Below are 26414 nucleotides of genomic sequence, written 5' to 3'. Positions count from 1 at the left end.
GGGAGATCGGGCGGCCCGTTCGTCGTCGGCCTGTCGTTCAGACGAGCCGGACGAAGCCGATCACCCCGTCGGCCATCATCTGTACTGCGATCGCCGAGCACAGCAGTCCGGCGATCCGGCTGACCAGGATCGTCCCGCCTTCACGGAGCACCCGGTGGATGGCCCCGGCATAACGCATCGACAGGTAGACCACAGCCATCGCGGCAGCCAGGGCGAGGATGATCGCGCCGCGCTGTCCTGCGGTGGTCGCCCGCTGCATGGACACCATGATGGTGACGATGACTCCGGGCCCGGCGAAGAGCGGGACGGCCAGGGGGACGAGCGCGACATGGGTACGTCCGATCTCGGTGGGATCGGCCTCCTTGCCCATGAGGAGTTCCAGGCCGATGATCAGCAGCAGCAGCCCTCCGGAGATCTGCAGGGCAGGCACCGAGATCTTCAGGTAGTCGAGGATCTCCTTGCCGATCAGCGCGAAGGTGAGCAGCAGCCCGAAGGCGACCCCGGCGGCCCTGGCCGCGACGAGAAGTCGCTCCTGGCGGGTGTAGGACTTGGTCAGACTGATGAAGACGGGCAGCGCGCCCGGCGGGTCGAGGATGACCAGCAGGCTGATGAACACGGAGCCGAAGACGGCGCCGTCGATGACGTTCACGGCCCGATCACCTCGGTGGCGGTCTCCCGGTCCAGGAGAGCCCGGAACTGTCCGGGGTCGGTGGTGCGGTCGGCGAGTCGGTGGGTTTTTCCGGTGCCGTGGTAGTCGCTGGAGCCGGTGACGACGAGGCGGTGTCGGGCTGCGGTCTCCAGGGCCTGGCGGGTCTGTGCCGGGGTGTGGTCGAGGTGGTGGGCTTCGATTCCGACGAGTCCGGCGTCGGCCAGGTCGGCGAGGGTCCGCTCGTCGAGGATCCGCCCGCGACGGGCGGCAAAGGGGTGCGCGATGACGGGGATGCCTTTCGCGGCGAGGATCAGCCGGAGTCCGTCGAAGACGTCGGGCGAGTAGTGCGGCCGGTAGTAGGGCGATCCGTCGTGCAGGTACCGGGCGAAAGCTTCGGCTCGGTCGACGACATGTCCTCTGGCCACGAGTGCGTCGGCGATATGGGGGCGTCCGACGGTCGCTCCGGGGGCGACCTGGGCGAGGACGTCCTCGTAGGTGAGGGTCAGGTCGGCGGCGAGCGCGGCGGTGATGGTCTCGGCGCGGCGTTCCCGGCTGGTGCGGGCCCGGGCGATCTCGGTCAGCATCGCCTGGTCGGTGGGGTCGTGGAGGTAGCCGAGCAGGTGGACGGTGGTGTCTCCGCTGGTGCAGGTGAGTTCGATGCCTCGGACGAGGGTGATGCCGTGGGTGTGGGCGGCGGTGGCGGCTTCGTCCCATCCGTCGGTGGTGTCGTGGTCGGTGATGGCGACGACGTCCAGTCCGCAGGCGTGGGCTTGTGCGACGAGTTCGCCGGGGGTGTCGCTGCCGTCGCTGGCCTGGCTGTGGGCGTGGAGGTCGATGAGCACGTTTTCCAGCGTATGGGATCGGTCTGTTCGGTCAGGTCAGGCTGGTGGTTGGGCTGTTCGTCCGGGCCGGGTCGTGTGTCGGGGAGCTGTTCCGTGGTGAGGAGGGGCTTGTCCTCCGGTGGGCGGCGGCGGTGGGCCGTCACCGGCGTGGCATGAACACCGTGTAGTCGAAGTCGAGTGTGACCTCGGGGAGGCATTTGCCGTCCTCCCCCTGGTAGGGGAAGTCCGCGCAGGCCCGGTCCTTGGTCGCGACGGTGCGCAGCCGGAGCGCCCCGATGTCGTCTCGTCCGGGGATCGCCATGCGGTCGAGCACCTCCGACCAGGCGTAGACGGTGTGTCCGGCGAAGGTGGGATTGGTGTGCGATCCGGCGTTGATCGCCGCGACGGACAGCGCATTGCCGAGGCCGTTGAAGCTCAACGCCCGCGCCAGGGAGATGATGTTGCCGCCGTAGACGATCCGTCGCCCGTTGCGTCCCTGTCCCTCGGTGTGCTGGTTGAAGTGGACCTTGGCGGTGTTCTGGTAGAGGCGGGTGGCCATCATGTGGTCGGCTTCCTCGATGGTGTTGCCGTCGACGTGGTCGATGCGCTCGCCGACCTCGTAGTCGTCCCAGAGGTACGGTGAGCCGGCCAGTTCGGTGTCGTACGTCCCCTTCGCGATCTGCCAGGGGACGTGGAGGGATTCGACGGGTACGGCGTCGGGCAGCGACGGCAGCACGGTCTCCGGTGCCGGTGAGGAGTGGTCGCGCTTGTTGACCATGACCCAGCGGTGGTAGTCGAGCACGACCTCGTCGCGCTGGTTGACGCCGGTGGAGTGCACGTAGACGACGCCGGTCCTGCCGTTGGAGTTCTCCTTGAGTCCTTCGACCTCGGACGTGGTCGTCAGGGTGTCGCCGGGGTAGACGGGCGCGCCGAAGACGCCGCCCGCATAGCCGAGGTTGGCCACCGCGTTGATCGATACGTCGGGCACGGTCTTGCCGAAGACGATGTGGAAGACCAGCAGGGAGTCGACGGGCAGCCGTTCCTGGCCACAGGCGGCGGCGAAGGTGGCGCTGCTGGTCGTGGCGAATCGTGAGCCGTAGAGCGCCTGGTAGAACGCCACGTCGCCGTCGCTCACGGTGCGTGGGGTGGCGTGGCGCAGGCGTTGCCCGATCTCGAAGTCCTCGAAGTAGTTGCCGCTCGTCACCTTCGCGCTCATGGCTCGCATCCTGCCGGACCGGGTGCGCGGCTTCGTGCGGTAGGGCACGTGGCTCTGCTCACTCCGGTCCGGGGTGGCTTCGTCCGGGGGCGTGGAGCGGGAGGATGACGGTCATGAGCGATGTGCGTGCGGCGGGTGTCTCGGAGTATCCGGCGGTGGCTGCGCTTCTGGGGCAGGCATTCTGTGACGATCCGAGTTTGGGCCCGGTGGTGCGGGGTTCGGGTGATCCGGCGGCCAGGTTGGCGAGGATGTTCGCCCAGCAGATCGAGGAGGTCTTCGCGCGTGAGGGTGCGGTGGACGTGCTGACGGACGCCGGTGGCAGGCTGGTGGGGGCCTCGTTGTGGGCCGAGCCGGGGGCATGGGGGTCGTCGTGGTGGGCCGGGTTACGTGCTCTGCCGGCCTCGGCGCTGGCGTTGGGTCGCTGTCTCCCGGCTGCGTTGCGCAGTGAACGTGCCTGTGCAAGCAGGCATCCCACTTTTCCCCATTGGTATCTGTATGTGGTCGGCGCGGCTGTCGATGCGCGCGGCCACGGGGTGGGGACGGCGTTGTTGCGGCATGGGCTGTCCCGGGCGGATGCCGAGGGTGCTCCGGCGTATCTGGAGGCGACGACTCCGCGCAGTGCGCTCCTGTACGAGCGGTGGGGTTTCGTGGAGATGGGGCCGGTGCCGAATCCGCTGGGCGATCAGGAGGCGGTGGGCATGTGGCGTCCGCCTCGGCGGGGCGTGCAGGGTGCGCCTGGGGTGGAGGAGTCGCTGCGGAGCCGGTGATCCGGCGGGTGGGGAGTTTTTTCGGCGGTCGGCAGGGGTGTCGTGTGGGCGTCCCTACTTTTACTGTCTATAGTGCATATGGACAGTAAAAGTAGGGGTCGATATGACGCTCAGCATCACGCTCTCCAACACCACCGGACAGCCCATCTACGAGCAGATCCGGGAACAGATCCAGGCGGCGATCCTGGCCGGGCAGCTCGCCCCGGGCCACCCTCTGCCCTCCATCCGCGGCCTGGCCAAGGACCTACAGGTCAGTGTGATCACCACCACTCGCGCCTACAGCGATCTGGCCGCACTCGGTCTGATCACCAATGTCCCGGGCAAAGGCAGCTACGTCCTCGACGTCGACACCGCAGCACTCCAGGCCCACGTCCGCGATCTCGTACACCGCCATTTCCTCGACGGCGTCCGGCAAGCGTCCCGAGCAGGCCTCTCCCCCACCGAACTGCATAGCCTGCTCGACGCAGCCATCCATTCTGCGAAGGATCTCCGATGAGCACTGACCGGACATCTCCCGACGGCCCATTGCTGTCGCTGCGGCAGGTCAGCAAAAGCTTCGGCTCCTTCGCCCTGCAGTCCGTGGACCTGGAGGTCCAGGCAGGGCAGGTCGTCGGGCTGATCGGCGCCAATGGGGCAGGAAAGACCACCGCCATCAAGTGCGCCCTCGGAGCCGTCCGCCCGGACAGCGGCAGCACCCACCTGATCGACAAACGACGAGTCGGCGTCGTACTGGACTCTCCCCCGTACCTGCCGACGTGGACCGTCGCCGACGTGGAGCGCGCGCTGGCTCCTTTCTACCCGCATTGGCGACGGGACACCTTCACCCGGTTGTCCGAGTGGGCCGGCTTGAAGCCCTCCGCGCAGGTGAAGGACCTCAGCCGGGGAATGAGCATGCGTCTGCAGGTGGCCGTCGCGCTCAGCCATGACGCCCAGCTGCTGATCCTGGACGAACCCACCAGCGGGATCGACCCGGTCGGACGCTCCGAACTCCTCGACGAACTCTCTGCGTTCATGCTGGACGAGGACCATGCCGTGCTCTTCTCCACCCACATCACCGGGGACCTGGAGCGCATCGCCGACCGACTGGTCGTCTTCTCCGGCGGGCGGGTGGTCGTCGCCGGGGACACCGTCGACGTGTTGGAGTCCTTCCGCATGGTGCGCGGGGGCGTCGGCGAGTTGCCCGACCGACTCCGCGACCTGATCCACGGATTGCGTGAACATTCCGTCGGCTGGTCCGGGCTCATGTCCACGGAGGACACCGTGCACCTGAAGGGCACGGTCGTCGCGGAGCAGCCTTCGTTCGACGACCTGGTCGTCCACCTGACAGCTGATGACACCTGGGTGGACGACTGATGTCCGACCCTGCTCTGCCCCTGTCCCTGCTGGACATGTGCGTCCTGCACGCCGTCGTCCCGATGGCGTTCGCACTGGCCGTGATGGCGCCGGGAAACACCACCACCGTCCGCTGGTCGACAGCTCAATGATCCTGATGCTCGTAGAGCCGCATCGTGATCCGGTAGGACGCCCACCACGATGCGGCGACTGCCACCGGTGCAAGCCATGTCGCCTCGGGAGGGGGCCCGCTCAACGGCAGCGACGACGTCATCCGAGTACCTACGACGACGAGCACGCCAAGGGCGGCTCCGCACACCGTGAAGAGAAAGAGATTCGCCCTCTGCACGCCGTATCGCACTATCACCGGCACGAGGAAGGACTGCACCACGGCGAGGGCCCCGATGTGCCCTGCCACCCCGACGAGGGCTTCGTCCAGCGACGAGCGGCCACGGACGGAATCCACGACGGCCAACAGGTTGCCCACGCCTGCCAGAGAGGCCAGGAGGACGAGGATGAGCAGATAGCGCGCGTGGACGACCTCGCAGCGTTTCAGGGGGAGCTCGTCGCACAGCAGAGAAATCCTGGCCGTCTCGTCCGCCCGGAAGAGCGACAGGAGGGCCATCATTCCCATGATGAAGAGGAACAGCATGCCCTGTTGGGCACCGAAGGCCATTCCTGAGCCGAGGGCGCATATGAGAAGCGCACCGATCTGTCGTCGATCCGAGTACACCCTCAGCAGGTCCATGCGCAGCATGGAGAGTGTGGGCGATTCAGAGGTGAGCGGGGGCGTGTCAGACATGGCAGGTCGCCTTCCGGGCTGACGGGTGGATGTCCGGGCCACCCCAGGAAGGAGGTTCGGACATATCGAGCAGAGTGTGCAGATCGGTGGATGTCGTTCCGGGCGAGGAGCGCACCCTCTTTGAACCTACTGTACATGGACGATATATACAGTTGGGCGCGATCGGGAGGCAAGCCGCTGCTGAACACGGACGACGAGGCCTAGGGCCTACGCATGGACACCGGACGGCCCCTCCCAGGAGCAGCACCACGACACCGTGACCGACAGTGCTGAAAGTCCCGGATAGGCTTATCCCCATGGCTGACTTCGATGTGGTGGTCCTGGGCGCCGGCCCGGGTGGATATGTGGCGGCGATCCGGGCAGCACAGCTCGGCAAGAGTGTCGCCGTGGTGGAGAAGAAGTACTGGGGCGGGGTCTGCCTCAACGTGGGCTGCATCCCCAGCAAGGCCCTGCTCAAGAACGCCGAGCTGGCGCACACGCTGACCCACGAGAAGGCCAAGTACGGCATCGAGGGCGACGCCACGATGTCCTTCGGCCCGACACACAAACGGTCCCGCCAGGTCAGTGCGGGCATCGTCAAAGGCGTCCACTTCCTCATGAAGAAGAACAAGATCACCGAGATCGACGGCTGGGGCACCCTCACCGGGACCAACTCGATGGACGTGGCGCTGAACAACGGCGAGACGAAGTCGATCAGCTTCGACAACCTGATCATCGCCGCCGGCGCAGTCACCCGGATGCTCCCGGGCGTCGAGGTCAGCAAGAATGTCGTGACCTACGAGGAGCAGATCCTCGACGAGAACCTCCCCTCCTCGATCATCATCGCCGGATCCGGCGCCATCGGCGTTGAATTCGCTTACGTGATGGCCAACTTCGGCGTCGATGTGACGATCGTGGAATTCCTGGACCGCATGGTCCCCACCGAGGACGCCGACGTGTCCAAGGAACTCCTGAAGCACTACAAGAAACTCGGCGTGAAGGTCATGGTCGGCACCAAGGTCGACTCCGTCGAGGACACCGGCTCCGGCGTGAAGGTCACCGTCACCCCGGCCGCCGGCGGCGAGAGCACCGTCCTGGAGGCCGACCGTCTGCTCTCCGCCATCGGCTTCGCCCCGCGCACCCAGGGCTACGGGCTGGAGAACACCGGCGTCGAGCTGACCGAACGCGGCGCGATCAAGGTCGACGACTTCTGCCGCACCTCCGTGCCGAATGTCTACGCCATCGGCGATGTCACCGCGAAGATGATGCTCGCCCACGTCGCCGAGGCCATGGGCATCGTCGCCGCAGAGACCATCGCCGGCGCGGAGACCATGCCGGTCGACTACGCCAACATCCCCCGGGCCACCTACTGCCACCCGCAGATCGCTTCGATGGGGCTCTCCGAGCAGCAGGCGAAGGACGCCGGCCACGAGGTGAAGACCGCGTCCTTCCCGTTCGCCGCCAACGGCAAGGCCCAGGGCCTGGGCGAAGCCGCCGGTTTCGTGAAGGTCGTCGCCGACGCCAAGTACAACGAGATCCTCGGTGTCCACATGATCGGACCCGATGTCACCGAGCTGCTCCCGGCCGCCAATGTCGCCAAGCAGTGGGATCTGACCGCCGACGAGGTGAGCCGCACGGTCTTCGCCCACCCGACCCTGGGTGAGGCTCTCAAGGAGGCCATGCACGGCATCAGCGGACACATGATCAACTTCTGATCGACGACGCACCACGCGACCGGATCGGGCCCGGCCACCTTTCGAGGGTGGCCGGGCCCGACTGTTCCCTGCTGCACCGCAGGAGAGGTCAGTTCAGCACCCGAGGCACTCCTCGCGTGATCGGGCAGGATACGCACACCCGGTCGGACACTTCGACCGTGCGGTCGGTGAAACCTCCTCGCAGGCCGACCATCCGAGGCGAGTTCCACAACGCGTCGAAATCCTCCCGAAGAATGTTGCCGATACCGGGCGCATCGGAATCCTCCTGGAAATCACAGCTGTACAAGGTGCCGTCGATGTCGAAATCGGCAATCGCATAGAGATCGAAACATCCGTAATGGGAACGTGGGAGCCCCTTCAGGCTCGCATGATCGGCCAGTTCCTCAGCGAAGGGCAGGAAGCAGTTGACATGGTCGGCTCCGTGCTTCTCGGCATAGGCGACGACGGCGTCCTTCTGGTGCGCATTGAAGTCGAACTCGATGAACTGGACCTCCACCCGGGTGTGGCTCCGGGAAGGATGACGGCGGCGATACTCCATGATCCGTTCGAAATTCGACTTCACCCAGTCGACATGACCGCCCTGACGGTACTGCCCGTAGACGTCCTGGGTCAGGCCGTCGAGGGCGACCACGAGATAGTCCAGGCCTGAGTCGTGCAATCGCGCGATGGCCTCGTCACTCATCCTGAACGACAGATTGGAGCTGATCACGGTGCGGATATTCCGGGCGTGGGCATAGGCCACCATGTCCCAGATCCGCTTGTTCATCAGCGGCTCACCCTCGTCGTAGAGGATCACCTGGAGCAGGGAACCGTCGAGGCTGTCGATGATCCGACGGAAGGTCTCCATCGCCATCATGCCCTTGGGCCGGATGTACTCCTTGAGTCCTTCCTTGTCGGCATAGATGAGGCAGGCCGGACAGGACAGGTTGCACAAGGAGCACGGATTGATCCGGGCGAAGATCGGGCGGGAACCGACGACCGTCTCACGGCTCCTGATGTCACGGACCAGCCGCCCGAGATTGACGGTCCGGGCGGGGGTCAGATGGCGCACGGCCGACAGATGACGGACGATGCGACGCCTTAAGGTCTTGTACTCGCTGACGGCAAGGGACACGGAAAAGCCTCCTGGAGGACAGGATCACCCCGAGGAGGCCCATATTTGCCCTGATATGTTCGATATTCCATAGTCGCCTCGTGAAATTCAGCTGATGTTCCGACGTTCGACGACCTGCGGACACCGCAGGTGGGGCCCGCGTACCCTCCACGCGGACCCCACCCAGATCACCGATGCAGAAACTCACACCTCCGGGGCCGGACCACCCCTTAAGTCCTCGTCGACGGTGACCAGCGCGAACCCTTGGCGCTCGACCGGATGCCAGCTGAGCTCCCGGTCGTAGAGACGCCTCAGGTAGGGAATCTCCCGGTGGTAGACGAAGACCGACGAGTCGACTCCGACGATGCCCGGGGTATCGATGAACATGGGCAGCTCCTCCAGGAAATACTGGACGGCCTGCTCCTCCTGGTTCTCCTGGGGCGGATTCCCTTCCTCGGCCCAGGCCTGCAGGATCCCCCGCGATGTCGCCACCGTGGCCTCCTGGAAGCCCGGCTCCTCGAGATAACGCCGCCGTCCTTCCTGGAGAAGCTCCAGATAGCGAGGGTTCACCGAGAGGTTCTCATGGCAGAGCACCATCCCCGGCGTCTCCTCCACACCCGCCTGAGCCAACGCCGTCCGAACCTTGTTCAGCACGTACTTGCCCTGTTTACGGGCCTTGGACTCGGCCTTGGCCTCGGCATAGCCCAGAGCACGCAAGGTGTGCGCCGCCGACTTGTCCGGTACGAAGAAACTCGCCTGCGGGTAGGTCTCGAACGCCCACTGCACCAGCGCGGTGATCCGGGCCTGGTTGAAATAACCGTTGAACGGGCTGACCCCGACGCAGACATGCTCGGCCTCGGCCACGATCTGCGCACAGGACTCGGTCAGCGGCTCGCGCCGGAAGACGACATCGCGGAGAAGGACCTCAGTCACGGTGGCCATCCGTCTCGTCGGCCCATAGGACGTGCTTCTCCCCGCCGCGGACCGGTGCTTCGATCCGGTTCTCGGCCGGGGGCAGCGGACAGTTGAAGTAGTCGGAGAAACCGCACGGCGGGATGAACGCCTGGTTGAAGTCGACCTTGACCGGACCTGCGCCGGTGACACCGGACAGCTTCAGGAAACGTCCGGGCGCATGACTCTCCCGCCCGGTGGTGCCGTCGGCGAAGACGATCACCAGCAACCCGTGGTCGAGGAAGGCCACCAGGTCGTAGCGCTTCCCGCCGACCTCGACCTCCACGACCCCGGGCACCTTCTTGTCGTGGCCGTCGTCGGATTCCCGGGAGAAGCCCCACGTCACGTCAGTGGCCTGGCTGTAGGGACGGAACTCCCCGCGGACGACCAGCTCCGGGTCGAAGGGGTACACCTCGATACCCGCGAAGCGCTGCGCCTGCTCGTTCTCGGCCCGGTAGATCCGCAGCTCCACGGAGTCACCGTCCAGGCTGAAGGCATCCACCACGGTGCCGCCGCAGGTCAGCAACGGAGTGCCGTCGCCGCGCAGCAGAGAGAGCACCGTGGGCTCGGTGACCGGTGTCCCGTCGATGTCGATCTGCGCGCCCTCGTCGGGAACGATCAACACCCCCTGGCCGTCCGGACCGGGCTCGGCCGACATCGGCAGGTCGATGACGCGTTCACGCCCGCTGACCTCGTGGAAATCCACCAGGGCCAACGGCCCGTGGGCCCCGGTCACTGCGGTCAACCGTTCCTGCGCCCATTCTCGGTGGGCGAGTTCCTCCGGGGACAGGACGGCTTCGGTCTCTTCGACACCAGCGGACATTTCTCTCCTCAACAAGGGTTGTACGACGCCGACGGGGCCGGGTACGAAGACCTTCTCGTACCCGGCCCCGCCGATCAGGAAATGATGGGACTTACTTGGTGGGGTACTTCGTGCTGAGCATCTTGGTGACCCACGCCTCCATCTGCGGCTTGCCCTGCGGGCCCTGCAGCGGAGGAACCGAGGACTGCAGCTTGCCGTTGTAGATGACGACCATGGCCGGCAGACCACCAGGAAGCTTCACGCCGTTCTTGGCGAGGATCTTCCGGACGGCGGAGTCGTTGGACGCCACATTGGCCAGGGTCCACTTGCCACCGCTGGCCTTGGCCAGCTCGGCAGCGGTCTGTCCGTGACGCTTCGACGACTGCGAGTAGTTGTCCAGGTGCAGGCGCAGCGCGACCGGGTGCCGCTTGGAGATCGCGACGACCTTCTTCCAGGAGTCCTCGTCGCTGATGTTCACCGTCGCCGGGTCGGCAACGACCTTGCCGCCCTTGACCGCCTGGTCGATCCAGGTGTTCACGGCGGCCTTGTCGCCGTCGTAACCGCTACGGCGCGAGGTCTCCTTGCCGTCGATGATGGAGATCAACGTCGGGAACCACGGCTTGTCGAAACGCTCCCAGATCTTCGGGTACTTCGTCCCGTCGATCTTGCCGATGACGAAGGCGCCGTTGCCGGCCTTCGCCTTCTCCGCCAGCACCGGGGCCAGCTTCTCGCAGGGGTCGCAGCCCTCCTTGGAGAAGTCGAGGATGAAGGGAACCTTCTTCGAACCGGCCATCAGCTGGTCGAAGTTCTTGTCGGTCACCTCGACGATCTTGCCGGGGGCAACCGGCTTGACCGGCTTCTGGCCACCGTCGGCCGGGGGCTGTCCCGGCTTGACCGGCTTCTGACCGTCACCAGGGCCACCAGGCTGACCCGGCTTGACCGGCTTCTGGCCGTCACCGGGACCACCAGGCTGTCCCGGCTTGACCGGCTTCTGGCCACCATCCTCGATCGGGATGTCACCGGCCGGGGGCTGACCCGGACGGACCGGCTTCTGGCCGCTACCGGGCTGACCCGGACGGACCGGCTTCTGGCCGTCACCAGGGCCACCAGGCTGACCGGGCTGCCCCGGTTGACCCGGACGGACCGGCTTCTGGCCATCGCCAGGGCCACCAGGCTGACCCGGCTGCCCCGGGCGAACCGGCTTCTGACCACCGTCGTCGATCGGCAGTTCACCCGACGGCGGCTGACCCGGACGTCCGGGCTGGCCAGGCTGTCCCGGGCGGCCAGGACGTCCCGGCTCCTCGGGCTTGTTCGGCGGGTTGGAGTCGACCGGACCGAAACCGCTGACGGTCTTGTCGATGAAGGACTTCAGCCCTGCCTCACCGGGGAAGCCGGACAGGTGCGACCCTTCCTTGCCCTTGGCGTAGGGGACGATCGTCGGGTAGCCACGCACCTGGAAGGCACGCTTGGCGTCGGACCGGTCGGCGTCGATGACAGCCAGGGTCCACTTGCCCTGAGCTTGTTCGGCCATCCGACGGATGACCGGGTCCATCGTCCGGCAGGCACCGCACCAGGCAGGAGCGGTGATCAGGAAGAACACCGGCCGCTGGCTGCTCTGCTTCTTCAGCTGCTCGAGGTTGCTCATGTTCACGTCGACGATCGACGCGCCGCCCTGCACCGCAGACACCTCGGCCCCGAACGGGGAGGTGGTGGCGGCATTGGACACTCCGGTACCGACACCGGTGAGGAGCAGAACACTCGCAGTCACCAGTCCCACGGAACGCCGTGCAATCGAATTCATAAAATCTTTCCCTTTCGATGTGTGGTCGACAGTCGAGTCCGTCTACCTTTTCAGTGGGTCTCCGCGTAATCGGAAAATACAGATCACTTAGCCACCTCCATCTCTTCGGATCATCCGCGTCGCGTCCTCTCATGAGGACACGAAATCTTTGGTATCCGGGCAGGGCCGATCGAGATTTCGAAGGTAGACGGCCCCGGGCTTGCATCATGTTTCGGAATGTCTCCGAAGATGCCGCCCCACATATTCAGATCAGCTCAGAGGTCACGCCGGTTGAATTCACCGGATACATGGGAGCGGAGCTGATCATTCATGGGTTCAAAAGACCTGGTTCAGCTGATCTTCCGGATGCCGGACCCGCGGGCCAGGCCGAATCGAGCTGCGATCAGGTAACAGAGGAAGGCTGCGATCATCGATGTCAGGGCCGGGATATTCCAGCCCCACAGCAGGTCCGGAACCATGGCGGACGCTCTGGCGACCACATATCCGATGACCCAGGCGATGATCCCTGCCGGCACGTAAGTCGGCGCCTCCGAAGGAAGTTCGCCACGAAGGCGAGATTCGTCGAGCTCGTCGCGCCATGACCGGCAGACGAAGTAGTCCGCGATCATGATCGCTGCGATCGGCGGGCACAGGATGCCCAACTCGAACAGGAACGGTTGGAAGAGCTTGGCGAAGCCGAGTGCCGACATCAGCGATCCGACGAGGCCCAGCGCCACAGCGACCTTCGCCCGGGAGAAGCTGACCCCGACGAGAGCGTGCAGAGCATTCACCACCCCCAGGCTGGAGGGGTAGAGATTCCAGTCGTTCACCTTGATGATCGACAGGACCAGGATGATGACACCTACGACACCGGAGGTCGACTGGATGATCTCGATGACCACCTTGGCGTCGTCCGGGGTCGTGATCTTCAGGGCGTGGGCGAGCAGGACCCCGATGACTCCGACGAAGTACTCACCGAAGGTGACGCCGAGGACGGTCTGTTTCACCACATCGGCGACGCTGCGGTTGTACCGCGACATGTCAGGGGTGAAGATCGCGCCGATGATGAACCCGCCGGCGACGAAAGTGGTCGCTGCCGCCAATGAAATCGGCTGTCCAGGAGGCGGAGTGGAGAAGAGCGCCGTTCCGTGCTGGGAGAGCACCTGCGAGACCGACCAGACGCACACCAGGAGGAAGGCAGGCACCGCGACCCAGGCGACCCAGGACATCGCGGAGAAACCGAGGGTCACGATCGCGGTGACTCCCAGGCCACCGAGCACCGCCCAGGCCCATACCGGCAGCACCGGCATCAGGGTGTAAAGGCCTTCGGCGAAGACCGCATTCTGGATCGCGAACCAACCGACCAGGGTGACGGCGACGACCAGTCCGACCACGGCGGATCCCGCAGTGCCGAAACCTGACCAGCGGGCCAGCACCGAGGTCGACAGACCTTCACGGACGCCGGCCACACCCAACAGGATCGAGACCACTTCGAGGATCACCGAGCCCAGGGTGATGGCGATCATCGCGTCCCAGAAGCTCAGGCCGATCCCGATCGAGGCCGAGAGCAGGAACTGGGCAAGGGCCGACAGCATCCCGAAACGTTGGACCGCGACGGTCAACCATCCGTAACGGGCACTTTCGGGGACCCTGGTCAGGGCGTAGTCGTCGTGTTCAGGGATTGACGACGCATCGTTCACGGAAGTTTTCTCCGCGGGGGCCGTGCTCTGGGCAACAGGGGGTGTAGCCATGATGTCCTTCCAGCTCAGCCAGGGTCAGGGGCACAGGTACTGCTTCGCGGCCGCGATGACGACCTCGGGTTTCTGCGCGGCCTGAGGGACCTTGCGATCCTTTGCCTCGGTGCGGATCTGCTCGGCGATCGCGTCGTCCTTGACGTCGGACTGCTTCACGACGCAGGCGAGCTTCATGAGTGCTTCGACATCGTCCGCCTGGGCCGGTTTAGCGCCGAGTTTGGTGACGGTGTCCTTGGCCCCCTCCTCCACCTTTGAGACCGGGTGGGCCGAGACCGCCGGTGCCGGCGGGGTGCTTTCGGAGCTTCCTGCGGCGCCGCCTTCCTTGGCATCTCCACCGCAGGCGGACAGCGACAGCATGGACAGACAGATCATGGCGACGCTCATCGACTTTGCGATCGTCTTCGTGCCTGCCAGACCGATCCCAGATCGATCGTTATACATCAACAACCCCTCGCTGACCTCGAGAAACGTTGCAGCACTAGGACGTTCGAAGCCCTGGCCGCACGACAGGGGAGATTCAACTACGTAGAGCACGAAGATGTAAAGCCCTGAAGACAATTCACTTACATTTTGGCTCCATTTTTCACCCAAAACGAGGGGGAGAAATCACCCAGATCGAATCTGACCAGCAGATTCGTCGTCGAAAATCCGAAATCGAGCGTTATGAAACCGAGTTGCTGGCATGAAAAAACAGGCGTAGGGTGCCAGCGGCCAGACGTCCGGGGCAGAAGTTAGGCAGTGGTATGCCATTCCCCGGAGGCCCGCCAAAATCATTGAACCTTCATCAAGGTTCTATGTCCGAATTACACTTAATTCGACACTATTCGCCATAGGTCGCATTCATGCGGACCCACTTTTCCGGAGAAAACCTTCGGCTGTGCCTCGAAGCCCTCTGAACGGGGAAAACAACACCCTTCGACATACCGGAACCCGGCCGTCGACGCGAACGCATCGAACCCACAGGGCCCGCCGATCCAGTCCGGTCACGACTCCGCAGACCGCCGAAGGCGCCGCTGCGCCACCGGCCACGACGAACCCACCACGAAAAGGCTGCGACCTCCCCGCCACGCGCCCTCCCCCGGGCGCCTACCGTGCGACAGCGCACGAAAAACCCGGAGGGTCATCTCCCACCGGACATCGGAGAGCACCTCCGACACAGCTGCGATCAGCTACACAAGGGTGGTCAGTCCCCCGGAGCAACGATGTCACGCGGTCAGACCCCCCACCCGAAGATGAGGAGAACGTACACCGCCGCCGCAGCCGATCACTCCCCGATCAGAACACAGCTTCTCGACCGTCAGCTGAGAATCTCAGCACCGTTTCCTCAAAGAACACCAGTGAACGACAAGGGTCCGGTGGGCGGCCCGCAGACCACCGACCGGACCCCGTCCCGTACGACAAAGGCTCAGCCGGTGTTCTGCAGACCCGCTGCAGCCCCGTTCATGGTCAACAGCAGCACCGTCCGCCACCGCTTCACCACCTCCTCGTCGAGTTGCCCCTCCTCGACAGCCGCGCCCTCCCGCACCATCCGCAGAGCGCGGATCTGCAGATGCGACAAAGCATTGATGTACGGACGACGCATATCGATGGCATGCCGCAGATGCGGCTTGCACTCCAACAACTCATCCTGATCCAAGACCGCCAACACCAGCCGACGACTCAGGTCGTACTCGGCCAGGATCATCGTCACCAGCTCAGGACGCTCCCCCAGATCCAGGAAGGCCTCGGCGAGCGCACGGTCCGCCTTGGCCAGGCTCATCTCGGCCACATCGATCAACGAAGCGAACAACGGCCATTCCCGATAGGCCTGCCGTAAAGCCCCCAGATCGTCGACAGCGGCCAAACCGGACCCGAGCCCGTACCAGCCCGGGATGTTCACCCGCGCCTGCGCCCAGGCGAACACCCAAGGAATGGCCCTCAGGTCGGCCAGCGACCGCCCGGACTCCACCCCGCTGCGTCGGGAAGGCCGTGATCCCAGTCGTAGCTCACCCAGCTCGTCCAACGGGCTGGCCTGAGCCAACAGGTCCGCGATACCCGGAGACTCGACCAGAGCCCGATAAGCCCGTTGCGAAGCCTCGTCGATCGTGGAGGCCAGCACCGCGTGGGAACGGCCGGTCTCTCCCCTTCGGCGTGACCGCTCCGGCTCGTCGGTCAACAGGACCGCACTGGTCAACCGCTCCAGATGCCGCTGCGCGATGATCACGTCGCCGTACCGGGCCGCGATGACCTCGCCCTGCTCGGTCACCTTGAACCGGCCGCCGACCGACCCGGTCGGTTGCGCCAGGATCGCCCGGTGCAGAGGCCCGCCACCCCGGCCGAGCGAACCGCCCCGGCCGTGGAACAAGGTCATCCGCACGTCGTGTCGACGTGCCCACGCCGCCAACCTCGACTGCGCCCGGTCGAGAGTCAACGTCGCGCTGGCCGGGCCGACGTCCTTCGCCGAGTCCGAATAGCCGAGCATGATCTCCACGTGACGTCCGGTCGACTGCAACCAGGCGACCGTGCTGGGCAGCTCCACCCACTCGTGCAGCGTGGCTTCCGCGCCCCTCAGGTCCTCACCCGTCTCGAAGAGGGGCACCACGTCGAGCCGGAGCGGTCGGTCGCCCACGGCGAGACGGGCCAACGCACGGACGGCCACCAGATGGGCTGCGCACTGGCTGAAGCTGACGATATACCGGCCGCAACTCCGCTCGCCCCATCGTTCCTGCAGGTAGGCCATCACCCGCAAGGTGTCGAGCAGCTCAGTGGTGCGCTCGGACAACTCGGTCATCCGTCGCCCGGAGACACCCTCCGGCCAACCCTCGACAGCCAACCGGTCCAGGAAGACCGGGTCCTGCGCGGCGGCCTCCGCATCGTCCACCGCCTCGACCCCGCCGAGCAGCTCCACCAACGCGGCATGGTGCACCTCGCTGTGTTGGCGCACCTCCAACTCGGCCAGATGGAAACCGAAGGTCTCGACCAGCCAGATCAACTGCTGCAACTCGCCACCGGCCGCTCGAGTGTCTCCGGCCGCGATCAGACTGTCCTGCACCAAGGCCAGGTCCGCGAGCATCTCCTGCGGGCCCGTGTAGGCCATCCCGGCCTTCTCCCGACGGGTCAGATCCAGCCGTGCCACCACCACCAGCATCTTCTGGCGGTGCGGTTCACCCGGCGAGTCCTTCACGATCTGGGCGATGACATCGGGCAGACGCACCGCGTCATTGGCCAGGGCCTCCATGAGGGCGTCCGAGGGAGGCGTGCTGCTCTCGTCCATGGTCAAGGTGCGGGCGATCCGGTCCGCGTGCTGGGCCAGGGCAGCCAACGCGTGCTGGGCCTGAGCAGCCATGGTGCGCCGGGTCACCTCCGCAGTGACATACGGGTTGCCGTCGCGGTCGCCCCCCACCCAGCTGCCGAAGCGGACGAACGCCGGAGGGAGCTCCCGGGCGCCGAGCCCCTCGTGCACGGCCCGGTACAACCGGGGCACGGCCCGGAACAGGGTCTGATCGAAGACCGTCAAGATCGACTTGACCTCGTCCCCCGGCTCGGGCCTGGTCCGCCGCAAGGTCGACGTGCGCTGCAGGATGTCGATGTCCTCCAGCATCCGGCGGCGGGCGAAATCACGCTCCAGATTCCCCGACCACGGATCGTCGAAACGATCCAACTGTTCGGAGATCCGCGCCAAAGCCGTGGTGACCGCCCGGCGACGCGCCTCGGTGGGATGCGCGGTCAACACCGGGTGGATCCGCAGCTCCTCGACCCGTTGTGCCGCCGACTCACCGATCTCGGCGATCGCAGCGCCCACTCCCCCGGCTTCGACACCGGTGCCGAAGTCCTGGGCCTCGGCACGCAGGGCCCGTGCCCGCATCCGCTCGTCGGCCAGATTCGTCAGGTGCAGGTGGACCGTCACCGTCCGGGCCAACAAGGCCGCTGTCTCGTCGTCCATCCCGGCCACGACCTCCCGGGCACGGGTGAAGGCCCCAGCGTCACCGGTGTCGGCGGCCGCCTCCACCAAGGTCTGCATCAGATCGACGAGATCGGACAGCCCGGCCTCGCGCAGCACGGTGGCGTGCAAGGAGGTCAACAGGTCCAGATCACGAGATACCCGCGGCAGTTCGGACGAAGCCGGTGCCACGGAGGAAGCTCCGCTCATACCCTCCATGCTAGGAAGCCCCACGCTCTGTCCTTCCTGCAGGTTCGCCGTACGGACGTTCCCGTCCCGTCGGCCACGACCCCGACGACCACGGCAGAACCGCTGTGGCAGGCTCAGGTCCGGGTGCGCCCCGATGGCGCCCAGGACGATCCCGACCGGTTCACCGGGTGGTCCGCCGACGCCGCAACACCCGACGCAAAGCCTTCTTGTGCTCCGTGGAAGCGCGGGTCTCTCCCATCGGACGACCCACGTAGGTGCCCAGGCTGACCCCTGCGGCGAGCGCCAGGCCCACCGTCCCGGCGGACATCAGCGTGGCGAGCCCCTCGTCGGAGGCCGCGCCGACATAGTCGTACAACCCCCGGTAGACCATCCCGCCGGGCAGCAGGGTGACCAGCCCGGCGGTGGTGATCGCCAGGGAAGGGACCCGGCAGATCCGTCCCAGCGCGGGTGCGAGAGCGCCCACCGCGAAAGCGCCGATCGCACTCGCCGGGGCGATCGACAGCTGGAAGAAGACCCCCACCAGGTAGGCCGACCAGCCCAACGCCCCGGTCAGCAAGGAGACCAGGACGGTGCGCGGCCCCGAGTAGGTGGTGATCGCGAAGGCCGCTGAGACCAGACCGGCCAGGCTGATCTGCAAGGTCACCGACGGCGCGAACCCGAGGGTCGGTGAGATGTACGCCGGGACGCCCGCCCTGTTACCCAGTCCCAGCACCATCAGGATCCCCACGACGACGCCGAGAGTCATCAGGAGGACCTCGAAACCACGGCCGGTCGCCGTCACGTAATAACCGTCGATGGCGTCCTGGGCCGCGCCGACGAGTTGCAGTCCGGCCAGGAGCACCACGATCCCCGCGGTGACGACCACCGAAGGTGACACCGATCCCAGCCCGGCCACGTCGTGGGCTCGCGCATACATGAGGATGACGGCGACGCCGGTGGGGATCGCTCCCCCGATGATCTGTGCGAAGAAAGCGGCCAGTCCGCGCCGGGAGACCCACAACAGGGACCGGTCGATGAACGCCGCGGTGACCAGGGTGAGGACGATCTCCTGCCAGCTCCCGTCGAGCAGAGCCGCGATCGCCGCTGCCAGCCCGGCGTTGGCCGCGGTGACCACGTCCCGGTGGTAGAGGTGGGGGCGGCGCATGATCTCGGTGAACCGCTCCCGGGCCTCCTCGATGGGGATCGGGTCCTGGGCGAGAGCGGCCACCAGTTTCTGGATGCGGCGCAGCCGGTCGAAGTCGGAGGTGCGATTGGCCACGACCCGCATCACCGTGACCGGGTCGTGGCGTTCTCCTCGGTGGTGGGAGACGGTGATCGAGGTGAAGGTCACGTCGACGTGCACCGAGCGCAGACCGTAGGCGTGGGTCAGTTGGATCGCGGTGGCGGTGACATCGGCGGCCGAGGATCCCGTGGTGAGCAGCGCCTCGGCGATCCGCATCGCCAGGTCGATCACGGCCCGGGCCCGGGCTTCCTCGACTCCGTCGTCCGCCGGTTGTATCCGCATGCCCCAGGTGGGTGGGGCCCCTTCGACGGCATGCAGGAAACGGTTGCGCAGGCGGGTGCGTCGCTCGGCGTCCAAGGGCCAGCGTTGGATGGCCGACCGGGTGCGGAAGACCGATTTGGCGGCGGCGCTCTCCGCAGCCGGGGCCGCGTCGTCCAACGGGCTGCGCAGTTCCGGTTGCGCCGGGGTGAGCGGAAGCGGGGAGGTCACCGATTTGGTGGCGATCGGGCCGGTCTCGTGGAGGCTCGGTACCGGCTGGGGATGGTCGTTCCCGGCAGGCCGGGTCATCGCAGCACTACGTTCACCGCCTGCCTGGTCGGACGCCTCGGAGGGCTTGCCGCGGTCGTCGTCCGGCTTGTCGTCATGTGCCATGTCCCGCCCTGTCCCCGCTTTCACCCCGCCCAGTGTTCGACCAGATTCAGCGACGCCGGGCACCTATCGCAAATCGCCTGATCACAGAACTGTTCCGGGCGTTTTGCCGCGCCTGACGCTGCCGTCGATACTGCCGTGGCAGAGTGGCATTCGTGAGCGAGAAACAGACCAAGGCAGAGCACCGAGGCATCCCTTCCACCGAAGCATTCCGTCGTTATATCTCTTCTGGATGGGCCCCCTCACCGGAACCCTTGCCCGAACGGGCCGAGGTCGCCGATCACGCCGCGCGACGACGGGCACGACTGTCCGAGTTCTTCCCCGGCGAACGGCTCGTGATCCCGGCCGGGGGTCTGAAGGTGCGGAGCAATGACTGTGACTACATGTTCCGCCCGCACAGTGCTTTCGCGCACCTGACCGGTCTGGGTGCCGACCGGGAACCGGACGCGGTGCTGGTGCTGGAACCGGCCGAGGACGGCGGGCACGAGTCGATCCTGTACTTCCGGCCGTCCGCCGGACGGGACAGCGAGGAGTTCTTCACCGACAGCCGCTACGGGGAGTACTGGGTGGGCTCCCGTCCGACCCTGGCCTCCACCCAGGCCGAACTGGGCCTGGAGTGCCGTGATCTGTCCGCCTTCGAGAACGAGGTCGGCAAGGATGTGGGCTCCGTCCAGGTCAGGGTCGTCCGGGATGCCGACGACCAGGTCGCCGCGCAGATCGACACGGTCCGGGCGACGGCGCTGACCGAAGGCGGGTCCGTCGAGGAGGCGGCGCAGGTCGCCCAGGAGTCCGACCTGGAGCTGGCGCGGGTCCTGTCGACGATGCGCCTGGTGAAGGACCCGTGGGAGGTCGATCAGATGCGGCAGGCCTGTGCGGCCACGGCCCGGGCCTTCGAAGCGGTGGTCGCCGAGTTCCCCGAGGCGATCCGTCGAGGACGCGGAGAACGGTGGATCGAGGGCACCTTCAACCGTACGGCCCGGCACGAGGGCAACGGGGTCGGATATGAGTCGATCTGTGCCGCAGCCGATCACGCAAATACTCTGCACTGGATCCGGAACACCGGGGACATCCGGGAAGGTGACCTGCTCCTGCTGGACGCCGGTGTGGAGATGGACTCCCTGTTCACGGCGGACATCACCCGTACGATGCCGGTCTCGGGAACCTTCACACCCGCCCAGCGTCGCGTCTACGAGGCGGTCCATGCCGCGCAGGCCGCCGGTTTCGCCGCGATCCGACCGGGCCACCGGTTCAAGGACGTCCACGCCGCCGCGATCCGGGTGATCGCCGAACATCTGCACCGGTGGGGGCTGCTGCCCGAGGGCGCTTCGGTCGAGGACTCCCTGGATCTCGAACACGGGCAGTGGCACCGACGGTGGATGGTGCACGGGACCAGCCACCACCTGGGGCTGGACGTCCACGACTGCGCCCGAGCCCTCCGGGAGGACTACATGGACGCCGAGCTACGTCCCGGGATGATCCTCACCGTGGAACCGGGCCTGTACTTCAAGGAGGACGACCTGCTCGTCCCCGAGGAATTACGCGGCATCGGAGTACGGATCGAGGACGACGTCCTGGTCACCGAGGACGGATGCGAGATCCTCAGCCCGCATCTGCCCTCGCAGATCGACGAGCTCGAGTCCTGGCTGGCGAAGCTGCTGCCCTGAGCCGACCCGGTGGTGTCCCCCGGAAGCCGGGAGACCCGGCCCGGGGGCACCCACCAGCAGGTGCTGGACACCCCCGGGCCGTGAGCTCATTCGGCAGCCAGGGCCTTGCTCGGAGAGACCTTCGCGGCACGTCGACCCGGCACGACCGAAGCCAGCCAGCCTGCGGCGAGGGCCACCGCAGCAACCAAGGCCAGACGCCCCCAGGGAATGACGACCACGAGCGCTGTGACGCTCGAGCCCAGCAATGCCTGAGCCGCCGCAGCCCCGTAGCCGATACCTGCGACGATCCCGGTCGTCGTACCGACGGCAGCCAGGACCAGCGCTTCCACGCCGAACATGCGGCGCAACTGGCTACGGGTTACGCCCAGGGCCCGCAGCAGGCCCGATTCACGCCCACGTTCCAGCACCGACAGGCCCAGGGTGTTGCCGATCCCTACCAGAGCTATGAGCACGGCCACCCCCAACAATCCGATCACCACGTAGAGCATCCTCTGCATCAACTTGTGCATCTCGGCTCGCTCCACCGCGCTCCCTCCTACCCGGGCCTGGTCACCGGGCAGGAGGGCAGAGATTTTCTCCACGGCGGCGGCGGGGTCCTGCCCGTCGGCGAGTCGCACCGCGATCGCCTGTCGGGAAGACGGGTTCACCTTCCGAAGGTTGTCCGCGGTGAGCATCGGGGACCCCGGGCCCCCTTCTCTGACCACGGCGCGTACCGTGAGCGTGTCCCCGCGGGGCCCGGTCACCGTGACCTTCGCACCGTCGGGCACCCCGCGATGGCGTTCGCTGCTCAGCAGCACCGTGTCCGGGCCGACGCCTTCGACGAAACCGCGGTAGCGGATCACCTGGTCGGCACCAGGGCCCAGTCCTTGGGCCTCCGCCTTGATCTCGAAGGTCCTCGCCGGGTCCGCCGAGGTCAAGGTCACCTGGCCGGTGCTCTGCTGAGCGGCCGCCGCGACCACCGGAGAATGCCGGATCTTCTCGAAGACGCCCTCGGGAAGTTTCTCCTCGGAGGTGATCAACGCGTCCACCGAGGCACGACGATCGAATTCCTGCGAGAGACTGGCCTGTCCGCTCTCGGCTCCCACGCTCATCATGGTGATCAGCGCGACCCCGACGAAGAGGGCACTGGCAGTCGCCCCTGCCCGGGCGGGGTTCCGACGGGAGTTGTCGACCGCGAGCTGCCCGGGCAGACCTGCAACCCGGGCCGGAAGGGCACCGAGCAGACCTGCCAGAGGCGGGACGATGACACCGCCCACCATGACGATCCCGATGACGGACAGCCCACCACCGATCATGGCCGGAACCAGCTTGCTGCTCGCTGCACCCACCACCAGAGCGCTGGTCCCTCCCAGGAAGGTCAGGAAACCGAGGAAAGTCCGGATCCGCCCGGACCTGCTCCTCACCGGCGAAACGAATTCGGGACGAAGCGCAGCCATCGGAGCCACCCGGGTAGCGCGATGAGCCGGCACGACCGCGGCGAGGGTGGTCACAACCATCCCGAGCGACATGGGCAGGGCGACCGCCGCCGGGGACACCCATTGCCAGCCCAGTTCCGTCGAGCTTCCTGCCGACAGCGCGGAGACGACGGCGACAATTCCTGCGCCGAGGATCACCCCCGCCGCAGACGCGACGAAGGACAAGAACAGTGCCTCGCGCAGCACCAACCCGAAGACCTGGCGTCGCCTCGCTCCGACACAACGCAGTAAAGCCAGCTCACGGACTTGCTGGAGGACCAGGATGGAGAAGGTGTTGGCGATGACGATGGCGCTGACCACCACCGAGACGGCAGCGAATCCCAGGAACAGTTTCTTCGTCGTCTCGACCGCCGTCTTGGCCTGGCCCACCCGGTATTCGGCCTCGTCGGCCTTGGTCCGGATGGTGAAGGCGCCGCCGCCGGGGAGCGCTGAGGTGCGGGTCCGCAGGCTTTTTACGTCGACATCCGGCGCGATGACCTGGACTTCGTCGGCTCCGGGCTCTCCTGACCATGCGGCGATATCGGAACTGGCTGCGAACAGAGTAGGAAGAGGCGAACTGGTCCCGTTCGGGCCCGGATCGACCACACCGACGACGTGGGCTCGGACTGTCGGGGCATCGAAGCCGTGTCCGATGCGGAGGTCGTTCCCTTCCCGGACGCCTCTGGCAGCGGCCAGCGCAGAGGTCACCGCCACTTCGCCGGGCTTCTCCGGTAGCCGCCCGGAGGTGACCGTGCCGATGCCTTGCGGGAGGACAGTGCGCACCGAGGTCGGGCTGCGATGTCCGCCCATGTCCTGGAAGAATATTCGTTCGGAGAGCACCCGTGTCCCAGTGACGCCGGGAAGGCTGCGGACGGCTGCGACATAGGTATCGGAAATCGCGGGCCCGGTCGGCCCCCTTTCCTGCTTCTTGCGGGTGATCACCACGCCGGCGTCGGCAAGGTCTCCGACCACTCTCTGCTCCGTCGAGGAACGGATGGCATTCCCCAGGAAGAGCGCCACGGCCACGAAGGTGACACCCAGGACGATGGCCAGTGCTGCGGACACGAGTCGACGAGGTTGGGTGAGCATCTCAGACCTCGGCCCCGGCGCGGATGTCGTCGGAGACGATCCGCCCGTCGGTGAGAGTGATGATCCGGTCGGTGTAGGAGGCTGCGTGGTCGTCGTGGGTGACCATGACCACGGTCTGGCCCAGCTCTCGGACGCTGTGGGACAGGAATTCGAGGATCGCGTCGCCGGAGGCGGAGTCGAGGGCCCCGGTGGGTTCGTCGGCGAAGATCACGGCAGGCCGGCTGAGCAGCGCCCGGGCGATGGCGATGCGCTGTTGTTGCCCGCCGGACAACTCGGAGGGACGGTGTCCGAGTCGGTCTCCGATGCCGAGCACGGTGACGACCTGGTCGAACCAGTCCTGCTCGACTCGGCGACCGGCGAGTTTGAGGGGGAGCAGCATATTGGCCCGGGCGTCCAGGGTGGGCATCAGGTTGAAGGCCTGGAAGACGAATCCGATGCGGTCGCGTCGCAGCCGGGTCAGTTCGTCGTCGGACAGGCAGGTGATTTCCGTCTCACCGATCCAGGAACGTCCGGAGGTGGCCTCGTCGAGACCCGCGGTCACATGCATGAGGGTCGACTTGCCCGACCCGGAGGGGCCCATGACGGCGGTGAACTCGCCGGCGAAGATCTCGACGTCGATCCGGTCGAGCGCGGTGACACCGGTCTGTCCGCTGCCGTAGAGCTTGGCCAAGTGTTCGGTCCGGATGGCTGCCCGGGTTCGTGGCCGAGTGAAAGCGGTGGTCAAGGTCCCCTCCGTGGAGTCATGTCGTGTGCTTTCGCACGTCAACGACCCTACGGAGGGGACTTTTTCGACGAATCGGCCAGAAGTACGATCTCAGGGCCTTCCTGATCGCCCTTTAGGCTGATCAGGGCTGATCAGGTTCGACTCAGCTGTCCTTCTTCTCCTGGTGTTCCGACGCGGGGGTCGGCGTTTCCTGTTCTGTCGTTCCTTGGGGAAGGGCGGTGGTCGGTGGCGCTGGTGGTTTCTGGGGCATGAGGGTCGTCGGGGTGGGTTTCTGCCGTCCGGCCTGTTCGCGGGCTTCCCGTTCGGCGCGTTGGGCGTCCAGGGCTTCACCGTAGGTGCGGTATTTCGGTTGGGGTGCGGCGTCGGTCGGCTTCTTCGTCGGCGCGGTGGGGTGCTGCGGCGTGCCCTGCCCGTCCCAGACGGCGGGCGGCGGGGGCGGGGTATTTCCCTCGGACGGCGGGGTGTGCGCTCCCCCGGCCCAGGTGCCGGGGGCGGACGGGTCGTGGGGGTGTTCCTGGGATGTAGCGGTGTTTCCGCCGCCGGGGATGCCTTGTCGCATCTCCTCCATCAGGCGGCGGGCGTCCTCGATGAGGTGGTGTTCGACCAGGACTTCGTACCGGGTGGCCACGACCTGGCTGACGGAGGTGAAGTCGCGGGCTCCGCCGCTGAATCGGTAGGCGATGACCGCCCAGATCATGCCGAAGACGGCGCCGACGAGCACGGCGGTGAGGAACTGTCCGGGTCCGGCTCCTTCGACGAAGAGCCACATCAGGGACCCGAAGAACATGCCCATCCAGGCTCCTGAGCCGGCGCCGGAGGCGAGGACCCTGCCACCGGTGAGTCGTCCGGTGACTCGTTCGACCTGTTTGAGGTCGGTACCGACGATCATCATGTTCTCGACGGGAAATTCCCGGTCGGACAGGTAGTCGACCGCTCGTTGGGCTTGTTCGTACTCTTCGAACACGTGGAGGCTGACCGGATGCTGCAGTTGCAGGGTGCTCATCGGTATCCTCGGCTGCCCACCGGGCTGGGTCATGTCGGCTCACTTCCTCGACTGGTATGCCGGACTCGCGGTGCGACCCGCTGGAACGCCTCACGCTAGTCGATCGACAACGTCGTCGGCTTCGTGATCATTCCTGTTCGGGGGCGGGCCTTCTTCTGGTGGCGTGGGCGCTCGTCCGGTGACGATGCCGGGACAGTGCTGTGCCCCGGTCGGTGTGGACCATCGTCCCACCCGACCGGGGCACTGTGGGTCATCGGCGTGGATCCCCGCCGATGATTTCAGCGAGGGTCGCCGTGGCTCACCGGGCGGCGAAGACCGTCGTTCCGCTGTCCCGGGTGAGGGTCAGGGTGTTGCCGTCGACGCGGTATTGCGCCTGGCCTTCGGAGAGGGCACGGAAGAGTTTCTCTTCGACCTGTGCCGCGGTGCCGTGGCAGCCGACGCGGGTGGTGACCACGGTGTCGAAGGTGACCTTGTCGCCCTGGACGACGGCGTGGGCGTTGATGGTGTTGCACGGTCCTGCGCCGTTGAGCTGGTCGCCGTTGATCTGGAAGTAGGCGGGTTGTGCTGCGGCATTCTGCAGGTTCCACTGCGGGCCGGCGAGACCGGGCTGCGCGGCGGTCGCGGCGGGTGCCACGGCCATGGTGAGCGCGGCGAAGGTGGCGAGTGCACCGGTGAGGACCCCACCGCCGGTACGGGTACGAAGACGCATTGCTCTTTTCCCTTTCTGTTTCTGGTTTCGCTGGTCGGCGCAAGGGTGTGGCAGGAGATCACTGTTGGCACTGGCCTGCGGCCCTTTCGCCGTGGCATGTCTATCACCGAG

The 26414-nt window shown here is 66.3% G+C and carries 22 protein-coding genes; 6 read left to right on the top strand and 16 right to left on the bottom strand.

Annotated elements, in window-relative coordinates; genetic code table 11:
* Positions 1-37 precede the first annotated feature (37 nt).
* The 3 genes from AUCHE_RS09245 to AUCHE_RS09235 form a co-directional block, all read right to left on the bottom strand.
* The gene (locus tag AUCHE_RS09245; protein WP_006503034.1) at positions 38-649 is read right to left on the bottom strand and encodes a MarC family protein; all 612 of its coding nucleotides are present in this window, start codon (positions 647-649) and stop codon (positions 38-40) included.
* Positions 646-1491, bottom strand: a complete 846-nt coding sequence (locus tag AUCHE_RS09240; RefSeq protein WP_006503033.1) for a PHP domain-containing protein — start codon at positions 1489-1491, stop codon at positions 646-648. The genes AUCHE_RS09245 and AUCHE_RS09240 overlap by 4 nt, the downstream gene beginning before the upstream one ends.
* A 139-nt stretch (positions 1492-1630) precedes the next feature.
* Positions 1631-2686: a MaoC family dehydratase gene (locus AUCHE_RS09235; protein ID WP_006503032.1), complete on the bottom strand. Its 1056-nt coding sequence runs from the start codon at positions 2684-2686 to the stop codon at positions 1631-1633.
* A gap of 113 nt (positions 2687-2799) precedes the next feature.
* Between AUCHE_RS09235 and AUCHE_RS09230 the strand changes: the two genes are divergently transcribed.
* The 4 genes from AUCHE_RS09230 to AUCHE_RS17745 all read left to right on the top strand — a co-directional run bounded on the left by AUCHE_RS09230 (position 2800) and on the right by AUCHE_RS17745 (position 4937).
* Positions 2800-3453 carry a GNAT family N-acetyltransferase gene (locus AUCHE_RS09230; RefSeq protein WP_006503031.1) on the top strand — a complete coding sequence of 218 codons (654 nt, stop codon included), beginning with the start codon at positions 2800-2802 and terminating at the stop codon, positions 3451-3453.
* 103 nt (positions 3454-3556) lie between these two features.
* A complete protein-coding gene (locus tag AUCHE_RS09225; RefSeq protein ID WP_006503030.1) occupies positions 3557-3949 on the top strand; it encodes a GntR family transcriptional regulator in 393 nt (130 codons plus the stop codon).
* Complete coding sequence (locus AUCHE_RS09220) at positions 3946-4806, top strand: ABC transporter ATP-binding protein (protein ID WP_006503029.1); 861 nt, start codon at positions 3946-3948, stop codon at positions 4804-4806. The genes AUCHE_RS09225 and AUCHE_RS09220 overlap by 4 nt, the downstream gene beginning before the upstream one ends.
* Positions 4806-4937 carry a hypothetical protein gene (locus AUCHE_RS17745; RefSeq protein WP_281242624.1) on the top strand — a complete coding sequence of 44 codons (132 nt, stop codon included), beginning with the start codon at positions 4806-4808 and terminating at the stop codon, positions 4935-4937. The genes AUCHE_RS09220 and AUCHE_RS17745 overlap by 1 nt, the downstream gene beginning before the upstream one ends.
* Here the strand turns inward: AUCHE_RS17745 and AUCHE_RS09215 are convergent.
* Positions 4931-5587, bottom strand: coding sequence for an ABC-2 transporter permease (locus AUCHE_RS09215; RefSeq protein WP_006503028.1), 657 nt, complete (start codon positions 5585-5587; stop codon positions 4931-4933). The genes AUCHE_RS17745 and AUCHE_RS09215 overlap by 7 nt on opposite strands.
* A gap of 296 nt (positions 5588-5883) precedes the next feature.
* On the opposite strand from AUCHE_RS09215, the gene lpdA reads away from it, so the two are divergent.
* Complete coding sequence (lpdA, locus tag AUCHE_RS09210) at positions 5884-7281, top strand: dihydrolipoyl dehydrogenase (RefSeq protein WP_006503027.1); 1398 nt, start codon at positions 5884-5886, stop codon at positions 7279-7281.
* A gap of 88 nt (positions 7282-7369) precedes the next feature.
* Here the strand turns inward: lpdA and AUCHE_RS09205 are convergent, their stop codons facing one another.
* The 8 genes from AUCHE_RS09205 to AUCHE_RS09170 form a co-directional block, all read right to left on the bottom strand.
* Positions 7370-8395: a radical SAM protein gene (locus tag AUCHE_RS09205; protein ID WP_006503026.1), complete on the bottom strand. Its 1026-nt coding sequence runs from the start codon at positions 8393-8395 to the stop codon at positions 7370-7372.
* Between the two features lie 183 nt (positions 8396-8578).
* Positions 8579-9307: a tRNA-dependent cyclodipeptide synthase gene (locus tag AUCHE_RS09200; RefSeq protein WP_052024849.1), complete on the bottom strand. Its 729-nt coding sequence runs from the start codon at positions 9305-9307 to the stop codon at positions 8579-8581.
* The gene (locus AUCHE_RS15665; RefSeq protein WP_006503024.1) at positions 9300-10148 is read right to left on the bottom strand and encodes a DUF1684 domain-containing protein; all 849 of its coding nucleotides are present in this window, start codon (positions 10146-10148) and stop codon (positions 9300-9302) included. The genes AUCHE_RS09200 and AUCHE_RS15665 overlap by 8 nt, the downstream gene beginning before the upstream one ends.
* 91 nt (positions 10149-10239) lie before the next feature.
* Positions 10240-11928, bottom strand: a complete 1689-nt coding sequence (locus tag AUCHE_RS15660) for a thioredoxin family protein (protein ID WP_006503023.1) — start codon at positions 11926-11928, stop codon at positions 10240-10242.
* A gap of 329 nt (positions 11929-12257) precedes the next feature.
* Positions 12258-13607, bottom strand: a complete 1350-nt coding sequence (locus AUCHE_RS09185; protein WP_006503022.1) for a purine-cytosine permease family protein — start codon at positions 13605-13607, stop codon at positions 12258-12260.
* A 75-nt stretch (positions 13608-13682) separates the two neighbouring features.
* A complete protein-coding gene (locus AUCHE_RS09180; protein ID WP_143114821.1) occupies positions 13683-14045 on the bottom strand; it encodes a hypothetical protein in 363 nt (120 codons plus the stop codon).
* A 1021-nt stretch (positions 14046-15066) separates the two neighbouring features.
* Positions 15067-17790: a phosphoenolpyruvate carboxylase gene (locus AUCHE_RS09175; protein WP_040321864.1), complete on the bottom strand. Its 2724-nt coding sequence runs from the start codon at positions 17788-17790 to the stop codon at positions 15067-15069.
* A gap of 160 nt (positions 17791-17950) precedes the next feature.
* Complete coding sequence (locus AUCHE_RS09170; protein WP_162137239.1) at positions 17951-19687, bottom strand: threonine/serine exporter family protein; 1737 nt, start codon at positions 19685-19687, stop codon at positions 17951-17953.
* A gap of 128 nt (positions 19688-19815) precedes the next feature.
* Here AUCHE_RS09170 and AUCHE_RS09165 point away from each other — a divergent pair, with 128 nt between their 5' ends.
* Entirely contained in the window at positions 19816-21324 is a 1509-nt protein-coding gene (locus tag AUCHE_RS09165) for an aminopeptidase P family protein (protein WP_040322060.1), read from the top strand.
* A gap of 86 nt (positions 21325-21410) precedes the next feature.
* Here AUCHE_RS09165 and AUCHE_RS09160 read toward each other — a convergent pair whose 3' ends face one another.
* From AUCHE_RS09160 to AUCHE_RS15655, 4 genes are all read right to left on the bottom strand, one after another.
* Positions 21411-23867, bottom strand: a complete 2457-nt coding sequence (locus AUCHE_RS09160) for an ABC transporter permease (RefSeq protein WP_006503017.1) — start codon at positions 23865-23867, stop codon at positions 21411-21413.
* Position 23868: 1 nt separating this feature from the next.
* Positions 23869-24591: an ABC transporter ATP-binding protein gene (locus AUCHE_RS09155; RefSeq protein WP_006503016.1), complete on the bottom strand. Its 723-nt coding sequence runs from the start codon at positions 24589-24591 to the stop codon at positions 23869-23871.
* Positions 24592-24733: 142 nt separating this feature from the next.
* Positions 24734-25594 carry a general stress protein gene (locus AUCHE_RS17155; RefSeq protein WP_006503015.1) on the bottom strand — a complete coding sequence of 287 codons (861 nt, stop codon included), beginning with the start codon at positions 25592-25594 and terminating at the stop codon, positions 24734-24736.
* A 298-nt stretch (positions 25595-25892) separates the two neighbouring features.
* Positions 25893-26303, bottom strand: a complete 411-nt coding sequence (locus AUCHE_RS15655) for an META domain-containing protein (RefSeq protein WP_006503014.1) — start codon at positions 26301-26303, stop codon at positions 25893-25895.
* Positions 26304-26414 lie beyond the last annotated feature (111 nt).

Origin of the sequence: Austwickia chelonae NBRC 105200 (assembly GCF_000298175.1) — a bacterium.
Lineage (GTDB): Bacteria > Actinomycetota > Actinomycetes > Actinomycetales > Dermatophilaceae > Austwickia > Austwickia chelonae.
The sequence above is the reverse complement of the archived record's forward strand: the minus strand, read 5'-3'. Positions and strand labels throughout refer to the sequence as shown.